14 protein-coding genes and 3 tRNA genes are annotated in these 21,836 nt (G+C 47.7%); 4 read left to right on the forward strand and 13 right to left on the reverse strand.

The annotated features are described in order from the left end of the window. Positions 1-288: 288 nt before the first annotated feature. The 4 genes from CWE08_RS05470 (at position 289) to CWE08_RS05485 (ending at position 4,609) form a co-directional block, all read left to right on the forward strand. On the forward strand, positions 289-1,845 hold the full coding sequence (locus tag CWE08_RS05470; protein ID WP_126766420.1) for an AbgT family transporter: 1,557 nt from the start codon (positions 289-291) through the stop codon (positions 1,843-1,845). A 157-nt stretch (positions 1,846-2,002) separates the two neighbouring features. After that, positions 2,003-3,172, forward strand: a complete 1,170-nt coding sequence (gene argE / locus CWE08_RS05475; RefSeq protein WP_126766422.1) for an acetylornithine deacetylase — start codon at positions 2,003-2,005, stop codon at positions 3,170-3,172. Continuing rightward, positions 3,172-3,792 (forward strand): ribonuclease HII, encoded by a 621-nt coding sequence (gene rnhB, locus CWE08_RS05480; protein ID WP_126766425.1) that lies wholly within the window; start codon positions 3,172-3,174, stop codon positions 3,790-3,792. The genes argE and rnhB overlap by 1 nt, the downstream gene beginning before the upstream one ends. Positions 3,793-3,829: 37 nt before the next feature. Beyond that, on the forward strand, positions 3,830-4,609 hold the full coding sequence (locus CWE08_RS05485) for an SDR family oxidoreductase (RefSeq protein ID WP_126766428.1): 780 nt from the start codon (positions 3,830-3,832) through the stop codon (positions 4,607-4,609). 140 nt (positions 4,610-4,749) lie between these two features. Here the strand turns inward: CWE08_RS05485 and CWE08_RS05490 are convergent, their stop codons facing one another. The 13 genes from CWE08_RS05490 to CWE08_RS05550 form a co-directional block, all read right to left on the reverse strand. Then, positions 4,750-6,432: a dihydrolipoyllysine-residue acetyltransferase gene (locus tag CWE08_RS05490; protein ID WP_126766431.1), complete on the reverse strand. Its 1,683-nt coding sequence runs from the start codon at positions 6,430-6,432 to the stop codon at positions 4,750-4,752. A gap of 11 nt (positions 6,433-6,443) precedes the next feature. Further along, the gene (locus CWE08_RS05495; protein WP_126766433.1) at positions 6,444-7,421 is read right to left on the reverse strand and encodes an alpha-ketoacid dehydrogenase subunit beta; all 978 of its coding nucleotides are present in this window, start codon (positions 7,419-7,421) and stop codon (positions 6,444-6,446) included. Continuing rightward, complete coding sequence (locus CWE08_RS05500) at positions 7,421-8,614, reverse strand: thiamine pyrophosphate-dependent dehydrogenase E1 component subunit alpha (protein WP_420837075.1); 1,194 nt, start codon at positions 8,612-8,614, stop codon at positions 7,421-7,423. Before CWE08_RS05500 ends, CWE08_RS05495 begins: the two co-directional genes overlap by 1 nt. 195 nt (positions 8,615-8,809) lie before the next feature. Continuing rightward, entirely contained in the window at positions 8,810-9,853 is a 1,044-nt protein-coding gene (gene astE, locus CWE08_RS05505) for a succinylglutamate desuccinylase (RefSeq protein WP_126766436.1), read from the reverse strand. A 47-nt stretch (positions 9,854-9,900) separates the two neighbouring features. Continuing rightward, a complete protein-coding gene (locus tag CWE08_RS05510) occupies positions 9,901-10,629 on the reverse strand; it encodes a DUF599 domain-containing protein (RefSeq protein WP_126766439.1) in 729 nt (242 codons plus the stop codon). A gap of 141 nt (positions 10,630-10,770) precedes the next feature. Further along, entirely contained in the window at positions 10,771-13,935 is a 3,165-nt protein-coding gene (locus CWE08_RS05515; protein WP_126766441.1) for an efflux RND transporter permease subunit, read from the reverse strand. A 3-nt stretch (positions 13,936-13,938) separates the two neighbouring features. Continuing rightward, complete coding sequence (locus CWE08_RS05520) at positions 13,939-15,135, reverse strand: efflux RND transporter periplasmic adaptor subunit (protein ID WP_126766444.1); 1,197 nt, start codon at positions 15,133-15,135, stop codon at positions 13,939-13,941. 293 nt (positions 15,136-15,428) lie between these two features. Further along, entirely contained in the window at positions 15,429-16,406 is a 978-nt protein-coding gene (tilS, locus tag CWE08_RS05525) for a tRNA lysidine(34) synthetase TilS (RefSeq protein ID WP_126766447.1), read from the reverse strand. Positions 16,407-16,441: 35 nt separating this feature from the next. Continuing rightward, positions 16,442-17,398, reverse strand: coding sequence for an acetyl-CoA carboxylase carboxyl transferase subunit alpha (gene accA / locus CWE08_RS05530; protein ID WP_126766449.1), 957 nt, complete (start codon positions 17,396-17,398; stop codon positions 16,442-16,444). Positions 17,399-17,413: 15 nt separating this feature from the next. After that, positions 17,414-20,884, reverse strand: a complete 3,471-nt coding sequence (dnaE, locus tag CWE08_RS05535) for a DNA polymerase III subunit alpha (protein ID WP_126766452.1) — start codon at positions 20,882-20,884, stop codon at positions 17,414-17,416. Between the two features lie 553 nt (positions 20,885-21,437). Then, positions 21,438-21,514, reverse strand: a tRNA-Asp gene (locus CWE08_RS05540). A gap of 138 nt (positions 21,515-21,652) precedes the next feature. Beyond that, positions 21,653-21,729, reverse strand: a tRNA-Asp gene (locus CWE08_RS05545). Positions 21,730-21,752: 23 nt separating this feature from the next. Beyond that, a tRNA-Asp gene (locus CWE08_RS05550) sits at positions 21,753-21,829 on the reverse strand. Positions 21,830-21,836: the final 7 nt, after the last annotated feature.

Consider the following 21,836-nt stretch of genomic DNA (forward strand, 5'->3'; position numbering starts at 1 on the left):
TAAATACTGCAATTATTGAAGCTTTCTGGTACTGAAATAACCGGGGTTGTGGCCTCACTCGCGCAACACAGACACAAATAGCCACAAGAAAGCAACACAACACTACCGAATTTGAATTGATCCATGTATGCTATTTTGGTTTTGTAAGTGCCTGCTTTAAATCTCGGTTTTAAAGCTGCCAACACGTGCTTGTTAGCTCGCACTCACACCATTTTCGGTTTTAGAACGAAGCTCTATACCGAAGCGATACAACAATGATAACAGTGGTTAACCACGGGGAATTTCATAATGAGCGAAGATAATAAAGTTACGGATGCACAATCCGGCTTGCTCAACCGTTTATTAAATAAAGTTGAAGTAATAGGTAATAAACTTCCAGACCCAGCCGTAATGTTTGCAGGTTTATTGGTTATTATTTGGTTTTTAAGCTTAATCTTTTCGCAATTCACCTATTCAGAAATCGACCCGCGCACCGGTGTTGAAATCACGGTGAATAACCTCCTAGCACCTACCGCAATGGCGAACTTTTTAGCCACCATGGTGAATACTTTTATGTACTTTGCGCCACTTGGGGTAGTGCTGGTGGCCATGTTAGGTATCGGTGTTGCCGAGCGCAGTGGCTTTATTAACGTGGGCATCAAACTGCTATTGAATACCACACCAAAAGCCTTGCTAACGCCTATGCTGATTTTAGTGGCGATTGTGAGCCACACAGCGGTAGATGCCGGCTATGTGCTGGTTATCCCCTTGGGCGGTGTTATTTTCTATGCTGCTGGGCGCCATCCTTTAGCGGGTATTGCAGCCGCGTTTGCGGGTGTATCGGGCGGCTTTAGTGCCAACTTTGTGCCCAGTGCGATCGACCCCTTACTACAGGGCATTACCCAAACAGCTGCACAAATGCACAACCCGGAAGTGATGCTAAACCCGCTCAACAACTGGGGCTTCACTGCAGCTTCAACCTTGCTGGTGGTAGCTGTGGGTTGGTATTTAACCGATAAGGTGATTGAGCCACGCTTAAAAGCAACTGAAATCGATGGTGATACCGATGCGATGCCACAAATCGAAGAAGTATCGCCAAAAGATCGCAAAGCATTTTACAGCGCATCGTTCACTATGCTGTTGGGTGTTATCATTCTAATCGCGGTAACTGTGCCTGAAGGTTCAGCCTTGCGGGATCCAGAAACAGCGGCAATTGCATCTTTCAACGCGCCATTGATGCAATCAATTGTACCGCTGATTTTCTTGCTGTTTTGGGTGCCTGGCATTGTGCACGGTTACGTAAGTGGTAACTTTAAAGAATCGCGTGATGTGATCACTGCCATGACCAAATCCATGGAAGGCATGGCCTATTACATGGTAATGGCATTCTTCTGTGCGCTCTTTATCAAAGCGTTTGGCGATTCCAACTTAGGTATCCTGCTCTCGATTAAAGGCGCAAATATTTTACAAGCTCTAGCGTTGCCGGGTGGCGTTACCTTGGTGGGTATTATTTTCTTGGTGGCCTTTATCAACCTTTTCGTTGGTTCAGCTTCAGCCAAGTGGATGCTTATCGCGCCGATTTTTGTACCTATGCTTATGCAGCTCGGTATCTCGCCTGATTTAACTCAGGCAGCATACCGTGTGGGGGATTCATCGAGTAACATTATCACGCCGTTGCTGCCGTACTTCCCGCTCGTTGTTGTTTATTGCCAACGTTACGTGAAAGGCACTGGTATTGGCACCTTGGTGTCGCTGATGTTGCCCTACTCTGTGGCGCTCTTGGTATTGTGGTCAGCGTTCTTATTAATTTACTGGGGAATTGGTTTACCGCTGGGGTTACAATCTAGCTACACCTACCCTGCTTAATATATAACCACAACGTTTAAGTTAGATAAAAAGGAGCTGAGCCCGGTATGGGTTTGGCTCCTTTCTTTTTAGTAAGCGTGCTAAGATAAATTCCATGATTGTTCATCGATGGTTGGTCATCGATGAGTTACTTGCTTTCCAAGTGAAAGGAGCCTAAATGTCTGTTGCAACGCTACCCTCTTTTATTGAAATGTATCGCCAGCTTATTGCTGCGCCCTCGGTATCATGCCTAGAGCCCACTTGGGATATTAGTAACCGCCAAGTTATTGATTTACTGGGTTTGTGGCTATCCAGCTTAGGCTTTACAGTAGAAATTCAGGAATTGGAAAAACAAGCGGGTAAATATAATTTACTTGCCAGCATTGGCCCGGCCCCTACTAATGGTGAAGCCAGTGGCCTGCTTTTAGCCGGCCACACCGATACCGTGCCTTGGGATGAAGGCCGCTGGACGCGCGACCCATTTACTTTAACGGAAGCTGATAACCGCCTGTATGGCTTGGGCAGCGCCGATATGAAAGGCTTTTTCGCCTTTGTTATCGAAGCGATTCGCGATCTCGATTTAAGCCAGCTGAAAAAGCCACTACGGATTTTAGCGACCGCTGATGAAGAAACTAGTATGGCCGGCGCCCGCGAGCTGCACCGTTTTGCCAACTTAAAGCCCGAATTTGCCGTTATCGGTGAACCAACCAATATGGTGCCTGTGCGCATGCACAAAGGCCACACTACCGATTGTGTGCGTATCACCGGCCGCTCAGGCCATAGTTCCAAGCCAGCAGCAGGCTTAAATGCCATAAGCATCATGCATGAGGCCCTTGGCGAACTGAAAAAGCTGGAGCAATCGTTTAAAGATAAGTTTCATCACGCCGCTTTCGAAGTACCGTATCCAACCTTAAACTTCGGCCACATTCATGGTGGCGATGCCGCTAACCGTATTTGCGCATGTTGTGAGCTGCACATGGATATGCGGCCATTACCCGGTATGCGCATTGATACCTTGAATGAGATGTTGAGCACCCAGCTAGCGCCGCTACAAGCATTGTACCCCGGTGCTTTAGAGATTATACCTATGCACGATCCCATTCCTGGCTATGAATGCCCTGCGGATTCTGCCTTGGTGAAAATGGCTGAAGCGATTAGTGGTAACCCTGCTGAACCGGCAAATTACTGCACTGAAGCACCTTTTGTTGATGCCTTAGGTTGTGAAACTATTGTAATGGGCCCAGGCTCAATTCAACAGGCGCACCAACCGGATGAATTCATTACCTTGGCAGAAATCAGCCCAGCGCAAGCACAGATTCGCACGCTAGTTCATAAGGTGTGTTTTTAATGACCGCGAACACTACCGAGAGTGCGGGCTTAAATGCTGGGCCCTTTTACATTTGCGGAGCCGATGAGGCCGGCCGCGGGCCCATTGCTGGGCCGGTGGTTGCCGCGGCGGTAATTCTTGACCCGGAAAACCCGATCACCGGCATTACTGATTCGAAAAAGTTAAGTGAAAAAAAGCGGGCGGCGCTCAGCATTGAGATTAAAGAAAAAGCCTTAGCCTGGGCGATAGCGCAATGTGATGCCGATGAAATCGACGATATCAATATCTTGCAAGCCTCGATGTTAGCTATGAAGCGGGCGATTGAATCCTTGCCCATTGCGGCGCACAAAGCCTTAATTGATGGGAACCGTGTGCCCAAGTTGGCGATTCCAGCGGAAGCCATTATCAAAGGTGATTTAAAAGAGGCCTGCATTGGCGCCGCTTCCATATTGGCGAAGGTTGAGCGCGATCGGCAAATGCTCGAATGGCATGATCGCTACCCCGAGTATAATTTTGCTCAGCACAAAGCCTACGGCACCGCTGCCCACCTCGAAGCCTTACAAAAGCATGGCGCAAGCCCGATTCACCGTAAGAGCTTTAAACCTGTTCGCGATGTTATCGAAGCTGGCCAGCAGCGATAAGCGCGTTTGTACTCAAGGCAATGATGAGGAATAGCACATGAGCAAGATTAACGGCAAAACCATATGGCTCACGGGAGCATCTTCAGGAATTGGCTTAGCGCTCGCCGAAGCACTCGCAGAAAAAGGAGCACGCCTCATTCTTACCGCGCGCAGTGAAGCTACGCTCAATGAGCTTGCCGAGCGTTTACCTGGCAATCATCGGGTATTCTCCCTAGATTTGAGCAACCCCGAAAACGCGTTTCAACATGGCCAGGATCTGGTAGCTAACGAAACTATCGATGTCTTGATAAACAATGCCGGTGTTTCCCAACGCAGTGCCGTTCTCGATACCGATTTAAGCGTTTATCGTCAGCTTATGGAAATCGATTATTTTAGTGTTATTGCATTAACAAAATCAGTGCTAGCGCAAATGCAAGCACGCAAACAAGGCCACGTAGTTACCATCGCCAGCGTGGCCGGAAAAGTGGGAAGTAAGTTACGCAGTGGCTACTCGGGTGCTAAATTTGGTGTGATTGGTTTTATGGATTGTGCTCGCGCCGAAATGGCCGAGCACAATGTGCATTTCACAACTATTTGCCCCGGTTTTGTGCGCACCCAAGTTTCTCATAACGCACTTACCGGCGATGGCAGTAAACTCAATCAAGAAGATCCCGATATCACCGGTGGCATTAGCCCTGAAGAGTGCGCAGCAGCGATTATTAAAGCCATTGAGCAAGATCGAGATGAAGTAATTGTAGGTAAAGGTTTAAGTAAGCTGGCGCCTACGCTGCAACGCTTTTTTCCAAACCTAGTGCGTAAATTATCCGCCAAGCGTTGAAACCAAACGTTAAAGCCAAACATTAGCACAGCCAAGCAAACAAAAAGGGCTCACTTCAAAGATCGAAGGAGCCCTTTTTAATTATCTGTGATGTTCAGCTATCAAGTTACACTCCGATAACCAACATCAACTCATTTAACCTAACGCATAACCGTGAGCATCTGCATGGGATCTTCTAAGAACTGCTGCCAGCGCTTGTTGAAGTTGGCAATCGTTGCACCATCGATAATACGGTGATCGCCCGACCAACTCGCGGTCATTAAATCACGGCCCACAACACTGCCATCCGCGGCGAAGCGCGGTAGTGTTTGCACTTTACCGAGCGCCACAATAGCCGCTTCTGGTTTGTTGATGATTGGAGTAGTAACCGTTCCACCAACAACGCCGATATTTGAGATGGTGATAGTGCCACCTTTCATATCCGCTTGGGCTACTTTCCCTTCTCGAGCCGATGCTGTTAATCGATTCACTTCTTCGGCCACCTCAAGCAGTGATTTATTCTGCACTTGCTTGATATTTGGCACCATCAAGCCCACTTTGGTGGCTACTGCCATACCAATGTTGTGGTCATCGAAATAGGTAATTTCCGTAGCATCATCGTTAATTTGCGCGTTCATAATTGGGAATTCGCTCAATGCCAAGCTCATCGCTTTAATGAAGAACGGCATCAAGGTAAGGCGAACGCCCTGCTCTGCATACTGAGCTTTTAACTTCGCGTGCATGATACGCAAATCAGTTAAATCAAACTCTTCGGCATAGGTGAAATGTGGAATGGTGCGAACCGATTCCGCCATTTGCTTGGCCATTGCAGCTCGTACACCACGAACTGGCTCAGTACGAGAACCGCCAGTAGGCTTAGCACCGGTGTTAGAGCTCGGTGCTGATTTCGCACTTTCTGTTTGTTCCGCGCGCGCAGTTTGCTCTGTGGGTTGTGAACCTTGCCCAGCTACATTTTCTAAATCTTCTTTGAGAATTCGGCCTTTCTTACCCGAACCTTGCACCTTTACTAAATCAATACCGGCTTCACGGGCGCGGCGGCGCACCGCAGGGCTTGCTAGTGCTTTGCCATCGGCTGCAGGTTGTGGTGGTTCAAACTCTCCACCGGCTTCTCGAGCCGTTGATGCAACAGGCGCTTGCGATTGGCTCTGTGCAGCACCCTTTGTACTGGTGTTCGTGCTAGTGCTAACATCGCTGCCGGCGTTGTTAGCGGGCGCATCAGAAGCTGTTGTAAGCGCAAATAACGGCTCGCCTACGCGAGCAATGTCGCCTTTGGCATAAAACAGCTTACTTACGGTGCCATCTGATTTAGCCGGAATCTCAACCACTGCTTTGTCGGTCATTACTTCAACCACAACTTGGTCTTCTTCCACGCTATCGCCTTCGCTCACGCGCCACTCAACGATTTCGCATTCAACAATACCCTCACCAATATCCGGTAAGATAAAATTGGCGGCATCGCCTTGGTTATCAGCTTGGCTCTCTTTCACTGGCTCTGCGTTTGATTCTGTTTTTACTTCCTCGGCAGAAGAATCCGCAGGCTCTGCTGGTTGTGGTTTACTCTCAGCTACTGCCGGCGCGTTCCCTGATTCCGAATCAATGGCAAACAAAGGCTCACCCACTTTGGCGATATCGCCTTTCGCGTAATACAGCTTGGTTACGGTGCCATCGAATTTCGCGGGAATTTCTACCACCGCTTTATCGGTCATTACCTCAACCACAACTTGATCTTCTTGAACTGAATCGCCTTCCTGGACCTGCCATTCAACGATTTCACACTCAACGATACCTTCGCCGATATCCGGTAAAATGAAATCAGTACTCATGCGAGCTCCTATTAGTAATTCAGTGAACGCTTAATGGCTTCATACGTTTTCAGATGGTCTGAAAAGTACTCTTTCTCATGCGCTAGTGGATACGGCGTATCAATGCCAGAAGCACGCATTACCGGTGATTCCAGATACAAGAAACAACGCTCTTGAATCGTTGCAGCAACTTCACTACCAAAAGCCATAGTATGCGGCGCTTCTTGGCTTACCACGGCGCGGCCAGTTTTCATAACAGATTTCGCTACTGTGTCTACATCCCACGGCAGAATGCTGCGTAAATCAATAATTTCAACGCTCACACCATCTTTCTTCGCAAGCTCTGCGGCCCGTTCGATTACTTCAACCTGAGCGCCCCAACCGATTACAGTAACATCGGTACCTTCCTGCACTACTTCGGCTTTACCGAGTGGCAAGGTATATTCCTCTTCTGGCACTTCGCCCACGGCCGCGCGATACAAACGCTTTGGTTCCATGAAGAGCACTGGGTTTGGATCAAAAATAGCGCTTAGCAATAAGCCCTTCGCTTGGTAAGGGTTACGCGGCATTACAATTTTCAAGCCAGGTGTATGGGCAAAGTAAGCTTCTGGTGATTGTGAGTGATAGTGGCCACCATGAATACCGCCACCGTATGGTGTGCGAATGGTTAAACCACCCACATTAAATTCATTACCTGAGCGATAACGGAACTTAGCGGTTTCGTTTACGATCTGATCGAAGGCCGGGAAAATATAATCACCGAACTGAATTTCTGCCACCGGAAAGCTGCCTTGCGCCGCTAAACCATTGGCAAAACCAATAATGCCTTGCTCAACCAATGGCGTGTTGAAGCAACGGGCACGGCCGTATTTTTCTTGTAAACCACTGGTAGCGCGGAAAACACCACCGAAGTGGCCAACATCTTCACCAAAAACAGACACTTTATCGTTTTTCGCCATCGCCACATCGAGGGCACTATTGATGGCTTGGAGCAAATTCATTTTAGCCATTATTTTGCACCTCCTGCGGTATTCGGGTATGCATCTGGATATTTACGAATATGCGCTTTTAACTCTTCCAGCTGAACTTTCAGGGCCTCTGTAGGCTCGGCATACACATCTGTAATGATTTCATCAATGCGTGGAACCTCAATCTTCTCAGCTTCTTTCAAGGCAGTGAGCACGGTGTCTTTGTGTGCTTTTTGCTGGGCATCGGCTTCTTCTTCGGTAATCCAGCCCTGCTTCACTAGCCAATTACGGAACCGAATCATAGGTTCGCGAACCCGGCGTGCTTCTTCTTCTTCCCGCGAGCGATAGCCCGTTGGATCATCTGAAGTTGAATGGCCAGCCATACGATACGACATCGCTTCAATCAGCACAGGTTCATTTTCTTCCACGGCTAAACGGCGTGCTTCTTGCGTAGCTTTGTAAACCGCAAAAATATCGTTACCATCAACCCGAATCGCTTTCATGCCATAACCTACCGCACGGGGCGCAATACCATCACCAGCAAACTGTTCAGCTGCTGGCGTAGAAATTGCGTAACCATTGTTGCGGCAGAAAAATATAGCAGGCACTTTCAATACTGCTGCCATATTCATACCAGCGTGGAAATCGCCTTCAGAGGCAGCGCCTTCACCGAAATAACATAAGGTGCACGTTTTATCGCCACTTTGCTTTTGCCCAAAGGCATAGCCTGAAGCTTGGGGAATTTGTGTTCCAAGCGGTGAAGAGATGGTCATGAAGTTAAGTGCAGCAGAACCATAGTGCACCGGCATCTGCCGGCCTTTGCCTAAATCTTTTGCATTCGAGAATAATTGATTCATGAATTGTTCAATAGTGAAGCCGCGGAACGCCAAAGCGCCCTGTTCACGGTACTGGCCCATGATCATGTCTTCAAATTTTAATGCCGCCGCGGAACCAATAGCCGCCGCTTCTTCACCAAGTGATGAAAGGTAAAAGCTAATTCGCCCTTGCCGCTGGGCAGCAATCATGCGCTCATCCAATACGCGGATAAACTGCATGGTATCAAACATTTTTAATGCCAGCTCTTTATCGATCTCTGGTAACTCGGCACCTTTGTGCACGCTGCCATCTTCTTTCAGCAACTGATACATTGGGATATTCAATGCGTTACCCTCGATCACCTGCAGTTCAGTAACCACTGCGGTTTTCTGAGGATCCTTTGCCATTTGCTTAGCCATAGCTCTCTCTCTAAGATGTTAGAACTCTAAGATGTTAAAACTTTGTCGCGAACTTTACCTTTACGTTAACTGTGTTGCAAATTTTGTTGCATCAGTTCCCGCAAATAACTGTTCATTCTGGCGTACAGCCTTTCGGCTATTCATGCTCTCGCGCTGAAAAACCGCTGAGCTAGCACCAAAATAGCGCTTATCTGATTATTGTAATGCTAACTGTTCCGCGGGAATCGGTAACACGGTTAATAGCGCCCGCTGGCCAATGGCCACTTTCGCATTTGGGAAAATAACCGCCTCGCCTTCGGTTTCTACAGGAATGGCGTTCTCACCGTCGGTGGCCAAAACATCACCTAAGCTAAAGGGTGTGAAATTGGCGACATCATCGGGGAAATGTAAGCGAAAATCTTCTTGCGTACGATTGATGCTGCGTTGCACTTTGTAGATCTGCAAGGCATCAGCCGCAAACTCATGGTCAAGAACTGGCCCCTCAGTTAATAAACGAACTAATTGCTTTTTAGTTTTTGCAAACCGTTGCATATCGTTTTCACCGAAAGGTTTTACTTTACCGAGTTCCAACGTGAATGCATCGGCGTTAAATTCGTTTACGGAAAAATAGGAAAATGTGGTGGTGGGGCCATCGTGCAATAAAACGACCGGCACATCCAATTGCTGTAATAACTGCAGCTGTTGCTTTTTATAAGGCGCGCCGTGGGTAAAAGGATATACCGCAAATTTCTCATGTTTGGAATCACGAATAGCCGTGTGCATATCATAATGCAAGCGTTGGCGAACGCCGGACGGCGCACTGTGGAAGAACTTGCCAACATAGCCTTCAATGGCCTTTGCTCGCTCACGCTCCCGATTTACCAAGCCCTCACCCTTACTGTGGACGCCGCTAAACAAACGGTTCATATTTTCTTCAACGAAGCGTTTGCCAATATTAATGGCCGCCGGGTTTGCGATTAAAAACATCACGCGGCAGCCTAGCTGCAATCGGCCAGAACGGATATTTTCAATGAGTTCATCGCAGATTTCGATGGGTGCGGTTTCATCGCCATGCACAGCGCAAGATAGAATTAAATCCAGCGCTGCAGTTTCTTGCGCCGGTGTGAAAACCACCACACCACTATCCCATATCTGCATGGTAATGCCGCTACTCAGTTGTTGTTCAACCTGGATATCAGCGCCCCACTCATGCTCTCGAGTAAATGCTAAAAAGTTCTGTTCTGAAAATTCGGTAATCACAACCACTCCATATTTTATTGTTAGCTCATTTCAATGCGTTCGTTAAATCAAAAATCGCCTTTGTTTTTTGGCCCCGGCTCATAGCCTTTTGTGGCTAAAAGTGCGCGCAACACATGCGATTTATATTCGCGGCGATACAAGATGGCGATCACAATTATGCTCATCAAAATAAATAGCCAAGGGCTCGCGAACCAAGATAAGTAAGCCAGCGCAAAGTAATACGCACGTAAACCATAATTATATTCATGGCCAGCTTGATCCAGCACTTTTGCGGTGTTCAAAGAAAAGGCCTCTCGCTCTTTTAATTCCACGGTTGGCCGTGAAATTGAGGGGGCCATACCGAGCAAAATCGATACGAAACCAAACTGGCGTACCGCCCAAGTAAATTTGAAAAATGCGTAAACCATAATGGCGGCAATACCACAGAGTTTCATTAAAACTAGGCCATGGCTTTGTTCGGCGGTAAAGGGCATTTCCTCAAGCACCCGCACGAAGGCATCATTTGAGGCAATTACGGTAAGTACACCAGCGAGAACGAAGATGGTTGAGGAGGCAAAAAAGGTTACCGTGCGCTCAACATTACCCACTAGCGCCGCATCCGCAATATGATTTTCCTTATGCACCACAGCATTCATCCACTCAACGCGTAGCGTGCATAGAATACTTGATAAACAATGATAGGTTTTTGCACGTTTGCGAGCGAAGGTTGCATAACCAATCCAAACAAACAGAAACCAAGCGAAAGCAATAATATCAATCAGAGGAATTGATGGCATGGCGCACCCTAAAAGTTAATCATTAATGGCACAAGTGTAGCGGATTTAGCAAAAGAAAGAAGGGAATGCGTGCACATTCCCTTCCAAATTTTCCACCTTAATCAAAAACTAAAGCGATAATAAAATTTAACACCGAGCGCATCATCCTTGGATTACTGTTTCCTCATCAGCGGCAGCGATTTCTTTGTCGTGGCCGCCACCGAATAAGCGTTTAATATCATCAAGAACCATATACAAACAAGGAATCAGCAACAAGGTGATTACAGTGGCAAAAAGAATACCAAAGGCTAACGAGATTGCCATGGGTATTACAAATTTAGCCTGCATACTGCGCTCTAATACAATGGGCGCCAAGCCCATAAAGGTGGTGAGTGAGGTAAGCACAATAGCTCGGAACCGTGAGCACCCCGCGTTCACTACCGCTTCTTGTAAACTCTTCACTTTCGCTTTGGTGTTGTTTACATAATCCACCAAAATCAAGCTATCGTTTACTACTACCCCAGCAAGGGCAATGATACCGAATAAACTTAATAGGCTTAGCGGCATTTGCAGCACAAAGTGGCCAAAAATGGCACCGATGATACCGAAAGGAATAACCGACATAATGATCAATGGCTGGCTATACGATTTTAACGGTATCGCCATTAAGGCATAGATACCAAACATGGCAAATACAGCGCCTAATGCCAGCGCGCCTAATGCTTCTTGCTCATCTAAGCTAGCCCCTTCTAAACCGAACTGTACCTGTGGATAATGCTGCAAGATATCCGGTAGATAGTTTTCACGAATATCCCGAATAACCGCACTGGGCTCTACCCGATCTTTATCTACCCGCGCGCGCACGTTCACGCTTCTCACACCGTTTACCCGATTAATGGTGCTGAAGCCATCACCAACCTCGTTGGTGGCAAGTTCGCGGAAAGGTATTTCGCGCCCATCGGCGGCGCGAATCATCATATTTTCGAGGTTACCAATGGATTGCCGCTCTTCCAACGGATAGCGCACCATTACGCGAACTTCTTCATCATCCCGCGGCAAGCGTTGCGCTTCGGCACCATAAAACGCACTGCGCACTTGGCTTGCAAGGTCTTGCAAGGTAATCCCTGCGGCATCGGCTGCCGGCAATAACCGCAATTGAATTTCTTCACGCGGAGCACCGAATGTATCGGAAATATCGAACACACCGCCATATTGCGCGAGTGCTGTTCTTAGCTCCACCGCTGCAGCGGATAGAGCATCTAAATCGGTGCCGCTAAGTTGAAATTCAATATCATAACCGCCACCAGGGCCACCCGCAGAACCGCTGAAATTCAAATCTTTCACACCGGCTAACTCAGGAATACGCTCACGCCATTCATTAATCACGCTAAAACCATCAATTTCCCGTTGCTCACCTTTCGATAATTCAACGAACAGCGTGCCCTGCTCAGCGCTATTTAAGAACATGTTCACGTGAGCAAGCAGATCTTCACCTTCTTCCTGCTTATACTCTTCGTGCATTTTGTAAAGCTCTTCACGAATCGTAGTTAAGGTACGGGCGGTAACCTCCTCGTTGGTGCCTGGCTGCATTTCTACGTTAGCTTGTAGGAAATCACTTGGGATATTCGGGAAGAAAACCCAACGTACAAAGCCACCTGATAACAAACCGCCCATAATGATTGCCAGCGCAATGAAACTGGCAATGGTGGTGTAGCGATGCTTCACACACAGATTTGCAAATGGCCGATAACGATTTTCAACAAAGGTTTTTAAACCATTGGCGAAGCGATTACGAAAGCGTTGGAAGGCATTTTGTTTGCTTTCAGAGGTTTTTGAATACTTCATGCCATTAATGTGAGCTGGTAGTATCCATTTCGATTCCACCAAAGAGAACAGCAAACAGAATATCACCACATAGGCGATAGATTCCCAAATCGGCGCCATCGTGCCGCCCACCATGAGCATGGGTAAAAAGGCCACTACGGTGGTTAACACGCCAAAAGTTGCCGGTAGCGCTACTTTCTTCGCACCGCGAATAACACTTTCCTCTGATTTTCCGTTTTCCTCTATTTCGGAATAGGCACTCTCGCCGATAATAATGGCATCATCCACCACTATCCCCAGCACGAGAATGAAGCCAAACAACGAAATCATATTAATGGAAACGTTAAAGGTTCCAAGGTTCATCATTGCCAATGCGCCCAAGAAGCACACCGGCAAACCAATCATCACCCAAAACGCTAAACGCAACTGCAAGAATAATGTAAGCGCAATAAACACCAAGGCAATACCGAAATACATGTTTTTCAACATGAGATCGAGGCGGCCCTGCAAGTAATATGAGCTATCACCCCAATGGGCTAGCATTACACCTTCAGGCAACGTAGGTGCCTTCTCATCAATGTAGCCTTTTACCGCTTGCGCGATGGCTAAATCGTTTTGTTCACCAACAGAGTTCACGCGTACAAAGGTAGCTCGGCTGCCATCAAATTCGGCAAAGGAACGGGTTTCCACAAAATCATCGCGCACAATGGCAATATCACCAATGGTAAGGCGAGTGCCATCGGGGAAGCGCTTGAGCACGATATCTTCAAATTCCATACCGCTGTAGCTTTGCCCTTTCGCTCGCAACAAAATATCGCCGGTTGGCGTGCGAATCGTGCCGCCCGGAATATCAATTGATGTGCCACGAACCGCTTGCACTACCTCTTGAAAGGTTAAGTTGTGTTGGCGCAATTCATTTTCAGTGATTTCAATGGAAATTTCATCGTTGCGCGCGCCTACCAAGGTTGCATTGGAAATGCCCGGCAGCGAACGAATATCATCACGCACTTCGCGAGCTAAATCTTTGCGTAAGCGTTCATCGAGATCACCGTAAATCGACACCCAAATAATCGATTGTTGCGGGCGAATTCGATATACCAATGGCGGCTCAATTTGATTTGGAAAGCTGGAAATGCCATCCACATTCATGCGCACTTCATCCATTACTTCCTGGATCTCGTAGCCGCTTTCCACCTCAATATTTACGGTACCCATCCCTTCCCGCGAGGTACTATTAATGCGTTTTATGCCCTCAATTTCATCAATGGCATCTTCAATACGAATAACCACGCCTTGCTCTACTTCTTGCGGCGCCGCGCCCGGGTATATGACCCGAACACTAATTAAATTAGGCTCGATAGTAGGAAAGGTTTGCTTGCGGATTTGAAATACCGAAATCACCCCCGCCACGATAATCAGAATCATGAGCAAGTTAGCTGCTACTCGATTTCGGGTAAACCAAGCAATAATCCCGGTTTCTTTCTCTATTGGTTCATTCGCCATTGCTTATTCCTCGTTCGCCGCGGTTTGGCCACGAGGGCTTTCAATATCATCGGGGGTGCGCACGCGCATACCATTCAAGGGCGTTTCTAACTGCGTGAGCATAACGCGCTCACCATCTTGCAAACCACCGCTTACATAAACGGTATCGTTAATGCGCCGATACACATCGATTGTGCGCTGTTCAATGGTGTTTTCCGAGGTAATCACCCAAACTTGCTGATTACTATTCACAGCGTAGCGCGGCAATTCAATGAGGCCTTGTACACTAATGCCTTGTACCTCTGCACGTACAAAGCGGCCAAAGGTAAGCGGCTGTGCGTGTGGTGCTTCATCGCGGTTGTAGGGATCGAGCACTTCCACTACCGCAAAGGTTACGCGCCGATCACTATCCACTACACCTTCGGTTCGAACTAGGTTACCCAGCCACTGCCGCGTAAGGCCACCAATCTCGGCCCGTAAAATCACTCTTGGCCCAACAAAATTAGGCTCTCGGCCGGTGGGCACATCAAGTAACGCTAAATCGAAATCCGAGAGGGGCAAACGAATTTCGGCAGTATCGGTACCGAATAAGGTAGCCACATTACTGTTCACTGAAATATATTGGCCGAGGTTCACATTGCGTGCTTGTAGCACCCCGGCAAATGGGGCTTTTATCTCGGTTCGCTCAAGGTTGCGCTCGGCTTGTGCTAATCGCGCTTCTGCTGAGCGCAAATTGGCAAGTTCGCTGGCAATTTGCGGCCGGCGTAAGCCTAGATCTGGTATGTCACCTGCTTCTATGGAGCGCCATTCCGCCTCGGCAACTTGGCCGCGAGCCCGTTCCTCTGCTACTGAGGCCTGCGCTCGGGCAAGATTTGCTTTGGCTTCCTCTACGGCAGTAGCGTAATCAAACTCATCGATTCGCAGCATTGGTTCGCCAGCATCGAAAAAACCACCAGCTTCAAACTTAGGCGACACCCACGCAATACGCCCGGACACTTCAGCTGTAACTTGCGTTGCAAAGCGGGGCATAACATTTCCCTGCGCCGGCACTGAAAACTGCACTTCTTTGCGTTCCGCCAAGTGATATTCAACTAAAACCGGCAAACGTTCATTAGTTTGTTGCGGCGGCGGCGTTCGCGCCTTACCCATGAAAATAAAAATTACAATGGCAGCAGCAATCAAAATGATCGGCAGGAAGATAAAGCGTTTTTTCATGGCCATGGTAGGAAGTTACCTTGTTTAAATTCTTATTGTAGTAAATGTTTTAAGGTTGCGCTGTTTTCGCTCTGCGTACTTGGTGCTTATTGGCTCGGGCCTAGTTCGCACTTTTCTGCACATTTTGGTAGTTTGCCGCCTCATTCGCTTACAACTACCCAACCGCGCTGAAATTATAACCGTATTATCCGCTTATTTATTCCCCTTGTCAGCGCCTAAAATTCAACTTATTCGCGAAAACGGCAAGGAAAATGTAACAAAATGTTTCAAAAATCCATTCATCGTGCATTTTCGCTAGTTTATCGCTCGCGCTTCAAAACTAACCACTTCTGTTGGCGGTACACTTCTATATTAGCCCATTGCACACGCACTTTTTTTCCGCCAGTACTACGCTGAATTTGCGTAGTCAGTTCATTCAGTACCGCAAAACTTGGAATAGGCGCTGAAAGGTGCTGCAGCCATGCCCGCAAAAGCGCTCTTTGCCGCATCTCCGAAAGCTGCCACCAGCCTTGCAGGTGCAAGCGGCCATCACTTTCTAACTGAGCTTGTAGATGCTCCTGCAGTAATTCATCGAGTAACGCTGTTTGTTCGGCACATAGCTGAGCTGAACGCGCCACCGTATCGAGAAATTGCGGCCAACGCGCGGTTAAAATGGGAATAATCTCGCAGCGTAAAAAGTTACGCTCAATGGTGGTATCGGTGTTGGTGTCATCCTCAATCCATTCAACACCATGGGCATGGGCATAGGCATAAATCTCTGCCTTGGTAATACTTAACAAGGGCCGAAATAATCGGCGATTACCCACAAATGCCGATTCTCGCGCCATTGCAGCTAAGCCTTTGGGCCCGGCACCGCGCTTTAACTGCAATAAGAAAGTTTCGGTTTGATCGTTGCGATGCTGGCCCAGCAAAATAACCGCGTTATCTTCGGTTAATTCAGCCATGCGCTGATACCTGGCATTGCGCCCTTGCTCTTCTTTACTTAATCGAGCACCCGAGGGCACAGCCAGGGGCTCCACAACGGCAGAAATTTCCGATTTTTGGCAATAGGCGCGCAGAAACTCCGCCCACTTGGGTGAATCTGGGTGAAAGTAATGATCAAGGTGAATCGCTAGGTAAGTGTATTCTGGATGTTCTTCACGGTAACGCAAGGTAAGATCAAGCACGCTCTGTGAATCTGCACCACCCCCGAGGGCCACCACAATTTGGTGGCCGGGGCTAAGCGCTAAGCTATCCAGCTGCTTGGCGAAATCAGGATATAGATCGGTAGTAACCAATACTTTAAGCTCCTTACGAAGCGCGATTGATGTTTTTAATTGTAACCGAACGACATTAATTTCTGATAGCGGCGTTCAAGTAGCTCTTCTTTCGATAAACCAGATAACGCATCTAAATCAGCTAGAATGTGTTGCTTAATGCGGCTGGCGGTTTCGTTGTAATCACGATGCGCACCACCGAGAGGTTCGGCAATGATTTCATCGATAAGGCCAAGCTCCAAAGAACTCTGAGCGGTAACACCCATGGCTTCAGCAGCTAAGTTTGCTTTTGTGGCACTCTTCCACAAAATCGATGCACAGCCCTCAGGCGAAATTACCGAGTAAGTGCTGTACTGCAGCATATTCACTTTATCACCAACACCAATGGCTAACGCACCACCAGATCCGCCCTCGCCAATAACCGTGCAAAGAATCGGCACATTTAACCGCGCCATAACTTTCAGATTTCGAGCAATCGCTTCACTTTGGCCCCGCTCTTCAGCGCCAATACCGGGGTAGGCGCCAGGCGTATCGATAAAGGTAATAATCGGCATATTAAAGCGCTCCGCCATTTCCAACAGGCGTAGGGCTTTGCGATAACCTTCGGGCTTTGGCATACCAAAATTGCGGCGTACCTTTTCTTTGGTTTCTCGGCCTTTTTGTTGGCCAATCACCATTACCGGCTTGCCATCCAAGCGAGCAATTCCGCCCACAATCGCTTTATCATCCGCAAACGCGCGATCACCGGCTAACTCATCAAACTCGGTAAAGATTAGCTTGATGTAATCAAGCGTGTAAGGGCGCAACGGGTGCCGCGCTAATTGGGCTACTTGCCATGCGCCTAAATTGCCATAAATCTTTTCAGTTAACTCAGTACGCTTTTTTTGTAGCTGTTTAACTTCTTTTTCTAAATCAATATCAAGATCACCTTTCGCACCAACTGCGCGCAATTCATCAATTTGCGCTTGCAGTTCCGCAATAGGTTTTTCGAAGTCTAAAAAATTAAGATTCATCAGTGGCTTCCAAATTTATTCAAAGCTCAGCCGGACATTCTCTTCGCCCAACTGCAATTTTAATTCATATAGCAAATCATCGCCCGGCTCTATAAACCAATCGGGTCCTGCCTCGAGCAACGCCGCAGCGCCTTCAATCTGACAAACAAAACGAACCGGACAAGTTCCTCTCGGTGCTTCCCGGATAATATTTATCACTTGTTGCGGTATTTCGTTGTCTTTAAGTGTAAGCGATAATTCTAAAGCGCGAACATATTGTGCCCGCGCTTGCTCTAAAGTCATAACTTCACTGGCGGTCATTGTATTGCCCCCAGCGAAAGAATCAAATCGGATCTCTCCTTTCACCCAGAGAATTTGGTCTTTCTCGAGCAATGCTTCATATTGCTCATATTCGCGATTAAACAAGCGAATTTCTAAACGCGCACTTTTATCATCTAGGGTAAATAACCCCCAACGTTGATTCTTTTTGTTGATCATCGAGCGCGTATCGAGCACCAAACCGGCAACTGAGAGCTGCTCGCCCTTCCGTGTAGTGCGAATATCCGCTAAACGACAACTGGTATACTTCGACAACTCTTTGCGGTAACGGTTCACTGGATGCCCAGTAAGATACAACCCTAGGGTTTCCCGCTCCCCTTCAAGCCATACCCCCTCGGGCCAAGGCGCCACATGTTCAAACTCATGTTCAATTTTATCGGGCTCTGCCGCCAAAACACCAAACAAATCGTGTTGCCCAACCGCTTCCGCCTGGGCGTGCTGCTCCGCTTGGCGCATAGCTTTATCTAAACTCGCCATGAGCGTAGCGCGGTGTGGCCCCAATGAATCCATGGCGCCAGCGCGAATCAAACGCTCCATCACTCGCCGATTTAGCCGCTTTAAATCAACTCGGCAACAAAAATCAAAGAGATCTGTGAACGCGCCTTCGGCACGCGCCGCGATAATCGATTCAATCGGCCCCTCACCTACCCCTTTAATAGCGCCAATGCCATACACTACGCGGCCTTCAGCATCAACCGTAAACTTGTATTGGCCGGCGTTAACATCCGGTGGAAGAATGGTCAGCCCCATGCGCTCACATTCATCTACCAAGGTAACAATTTTATCGGTGTTATCCATATCCGCTGACATCACCGCAGCCATAAACTCAGCCGGATAATGCACTTTCATCCACAAGGTTTGATAAGAAACCAATGCATAGGCCGCGGAGTGGGATTTGTTAAACCCATAACCGGCAAATTTTTCCACCAAATCGAAAATCTTCATTGCCAATTCTGGGTCAATGTTATTTTCTGCGGCACCCTGGCGGAACACTTCCCGCTGTTTTGCCATTTCTTCCGGCTTTTTCTTACCCATAGCGCGGCGTAATAAATCAGCACCACCGAGTGAATAACCAGCGAGCACCTGCGCAATCTGCATCACTTGTTCTTGATAAAGAATAACGCCGTAAGTTGGTTCTAAAATAGGTTTCAGGCTATCGTGTTGATAGGTAGAATCTGGATACGAAACAGCTTCTTTGCCGTGTTTCCGATCGATAAAGTTATCCACCATGCCCGATTGCAATGGGCCTGGCCGAAAGAGTGCTACCAAGGCGATAATATCTTCAAAGCTATCTGGCCGTAGCCGTTTAATTAGTTCTTTCATACCCCGCGATTCCAGCTGGAATACCGCGGTAGTATCGCCTTTTTTCAGAACATCGAAACAACGCTGATCGGTAAGTGGGATACTCTCAATTAAAATCGGCTCTTTGCCTTCTTGTTGCCGCCGCGGATTCACCATATCCAATGCCCATTGAATAATAGTGAGGGTTCGTAAGCCTAAGAAATCGAATTTTACTAGGCCGGCCGTTTCCACATCGTTTTTATCAAATTGTGTAACCGGGAAACGGCCTTCCGAATCGCAATAAAGTGGCGTGAAATCAGTGATTTTGGTAGGTGCAATTACCACACCACCGGCATGCTTACCCGCATTACGGGTAACGCCCTCTAAACGCCGTGCCATATCGATAACTTCGCGAACATCATCATCGCTTTCATACAATTCCGGCAACCGCGGTTCTTCAACAAAGGCTTGTTCTAAGGTCATGCCCGGTGTGGGGGGAATAAGTTTTGAAATCCGATCCACAAACCCGTAAGGATGCCCCAGCACTCGGCCAACATCACGCACTACCGCCTTCGCCGCCATGGTTCCGAATGTAATGATCTGCGATACCGCTTCGCGGCCATAGAGTTCGGCAACGTGGTCAATTACCTCATCACGGCGATCCATACAAAAATCCACATCGAAATCTGGCATGGATACTCGTTCAGGGTTTAAGAAACGCTCGAAAAGTAGATCAAACTCAAGGGGATCCAAATCAGTGATTTTTAGTGCGTAAGCCACCAAAGAGCCGGCACCGGAACCACGGCCAGGGCCTACGGGAATGTTGTTATCTTTGCTCCACTGGATAAACTCCATCACGATCAAGAAGTAACCAGGGAACCCCATGTTATTAATTACTTCCAGCTCAATGGCGAGGCGCTCATCATATTCACCACGAGCTGCCGCCCGCTTTTCTGGATCAGGAAAGAGAAATTCCAAGCGCTCTTCAAGGCCTTCTTGAGATTTTTTAACTAAAAATTCTTTTTCGGTAAGGCCACCGGTGGGAAAGTTCGGCAAAAAGTATTCATTAAGGCGCACACTAACATTACAGCGGCGGGCAATTTCAACTGTGTTGCTGATGGCTTCTGGAATATCGGCAAATAGCGCCTGCATTTCTTCGGAAGAGCGTAAGTATTGCTGTTGGCTGTATTTTTTTGGCCGCCGCGGATCAGCAAGCGTGTAGCTATCATGAATCGCCGCACGAATTTCATGGGCTTCGAAATCATCTTCTTTGAGAAACACTACTTCATTCGTAGCAACAACTGGAAGCTCGTGTTCTGCCGCCAGTGCTACCGCTGCATGCAAGCTATTCTCTTCTTCTGCACGGCCGGTTCTTACGAGCTCGAGATAAAAGCGATCAGTAAAATTTGTTTGGTAAAAGGCTATGCTGTTATCTAATGCCTTACGTTGATTCCGCAGTTGCGCTCTGGCGATATCGCCATCTTTTCCGCCCGAAAGCAAAATTAACCCTGCACCCCACTCGGCCAGCCACGCTTGATCAATACAAGGCTTGTTGCAACGATGGCCGCGCAAATAACCTTCAGAAATAAGAATGGTGAGATTTTTATAACCTTCTGCATTCATGGCTAGGGCGGTAAGGCGGAAGGGTTCATCGGGCCAATCGTCGCTGAGAACATTTAAATCAGCACCAATAATGGGCTTCAGGCCAAGGCTGCGAGAGGTTTGATAATAACGCACTAAACCGCACAAATTCATTTCGTCGGTTAATGCCATGGCAGGCATACCGAGTTCGGCAACGCGGTTACAAATTGGCTTGATTTTTTGCAAGCCATCTACCATAGAAAAATCACTATGAATACGCAGATGAACAAATGGCTGTGCGCTCATAAACTCCCGCTTTTGTTGGCTTATTTTATTTTTTATTGAGCTGTTTTTTGGCCCTGCTTTTTAACCTGCTAGCTGGCTTATTTTTGGGCCTGTTTTTTAGCTTATTTTTGGCCTGCTAGCTGGCCTGTTCGTTGGCCTGCTTATGGGCCTACTTGTGAGCCTATCCGCCAGCTTGAACAAGGATTGGCAGGCAATTTATACCGTGCAAATTCAATCCTAATTGAGTAGCCATCTATTGTGCCTTAATCACGTGAGGGTGTCACCTAAACCGGCCGTAAAGTTGCACTTAGAAATAGCAGTATAAGATGCATCAACGGCTTACTTGGTTCCTCTCACACTGATTCAGAACTTTGTTTGCAGGGGGCTAAAACGAAAACTAGCAAACGATTTCTGAGCTTTATAAATGCATAGAATGATTAATGATGTTTAGGTGAGATGGTACAGAAAAACCTAACTGCAGCATAGAATATATAAAGGGGGCTATTACAGACAAAAGGGGGATTATTGCTGGCAAAAGAGGAGAACTTAAGAATCAACCAAGATGGGGATAAAATGGCGGAACGGACGGGACTCGAACCCGCGACCCCCGGCGTGACAGGCCGGTATTCTAACCAACTGAACTACCGCTCCACATTTTATCTAGCGCTTACTTTTCTTGCTCTTTCTTTTCTTTCACTTGCTTGTTTTGCTTTAACTTACCTAGCTTAAGGTAACTGGCGTTAACTTGATTGGCAAGGATTAGCTAATTTGAGTGTTACATATCAAGGTTGGCGGAACGGACGGGACTCGAACCCGCGACCCCCGGCGTGACAGGCCGGTATTCTAACCAACTGAACTACCGCTCCAAACCTGGATATTTTGATGAAATTGGCGGAACGGACGGGACTCGAACCCGCGACCCCCGGCGTGACAGGCCGGTATTCTAACCAACTGAACTACCGCTCCGCACCAA

The sequence above is a fragment of the Aliidiomarina iranensis genome (assembly GCF_003987135.1).
Lineage (GTDB): Bacteria > Pseudomonadota > Gammaproteobacteria > Enterobacterales > Alteromonadaceae > Aliidiomarina > Aliidiomarina iranensis.

Excerpts from the sequence above, each read along its gene's own strand:
- CWE08_RS05470 (WP_126766420.1), top strand. The coding sequence starts at position 289 with ATGAGCGAAGATAATAAAGTTACGGATGCACAATCCGGCTTGCTCAAC.
- argE (WP_126766422.1), top strand. The coding sequence starts at position 2,003 with ATGTCTGTTGCAACGCTACCCTCTTTTATTGAAATGTATCGCCAGCTT.
- rnhB (WP_126766425.1), top strand. The coding sequence starts at position 3,172 with ATGACCGCGAACACTACCGAGAGTGCGGGCTTAAATGCTGGGCCCTTT.
- CWE08_RS05485 (WP_126766428.1), top strand. The coding sequence starts at position 3,830 with ATGAGCAAGATTAACGGCAAAACCATATGGCTCACGGGAGCATCTTCA.
- CWE08_RS05490 (WP_126766431.1), bottom strand. The coding sequence starts at position 6,432 with ATGAGTACTGATTTCATTTTACCGGATATCGGCGAAGGTATCGTTGAG.
- CWE08_RS05495 (WP_126766433.1), bottom strand. The coding sequence starts at position 7,421 with ATGGCTAAAATGAATTTGCTCCAAGCCATCAATAGTGCCCTCGATGTG.
- CWE08_RS05500 (WP_420837075.1), bottom strand. The coding sequence starts at position 8,614 with ATGGCTAAGCAAATGGCAAAGGATCCTCAGAAAACCGCAGTGGTTACT.
- CWE08_RS05510 (WP_126766439.1), bottom strand. The coding sequence starts at position 10,629 with ATGCCATCAATTCCTCTGATTGATATTATTGCTTTCGCTTGGTTTCTG.
- CWE08_RS05515 (WP_126766441.1), bottom strand. The coding sequence starts at position 13,935 with ATGGCGAATGAACCAATAGAGAAAGAAACCGGGATTATTGCTTGGTTT.
- CWE08_RS05520 (WP_126766444.1), bottom strand. The coding sequence starts at position 15,135 with ATGGCCATGAAAAAACGCTTTATCTTCCTGCCGATCATTTTGATTGCT.
- accA (WP_126766449.1), bottom strand. The coding sequence starts at position 17,398 with ATGAATCTTAATTTTTTAGACTTCGAAAAACCTATTGCGGAACTGCAA.
- dnaE (WP_126766452.1), bottom strand. The coding sequence starts at position 20,884 with ATGAGCGCACAGCCATTTGTTCATCTGCGTATTCATAGTGATTTTTCT.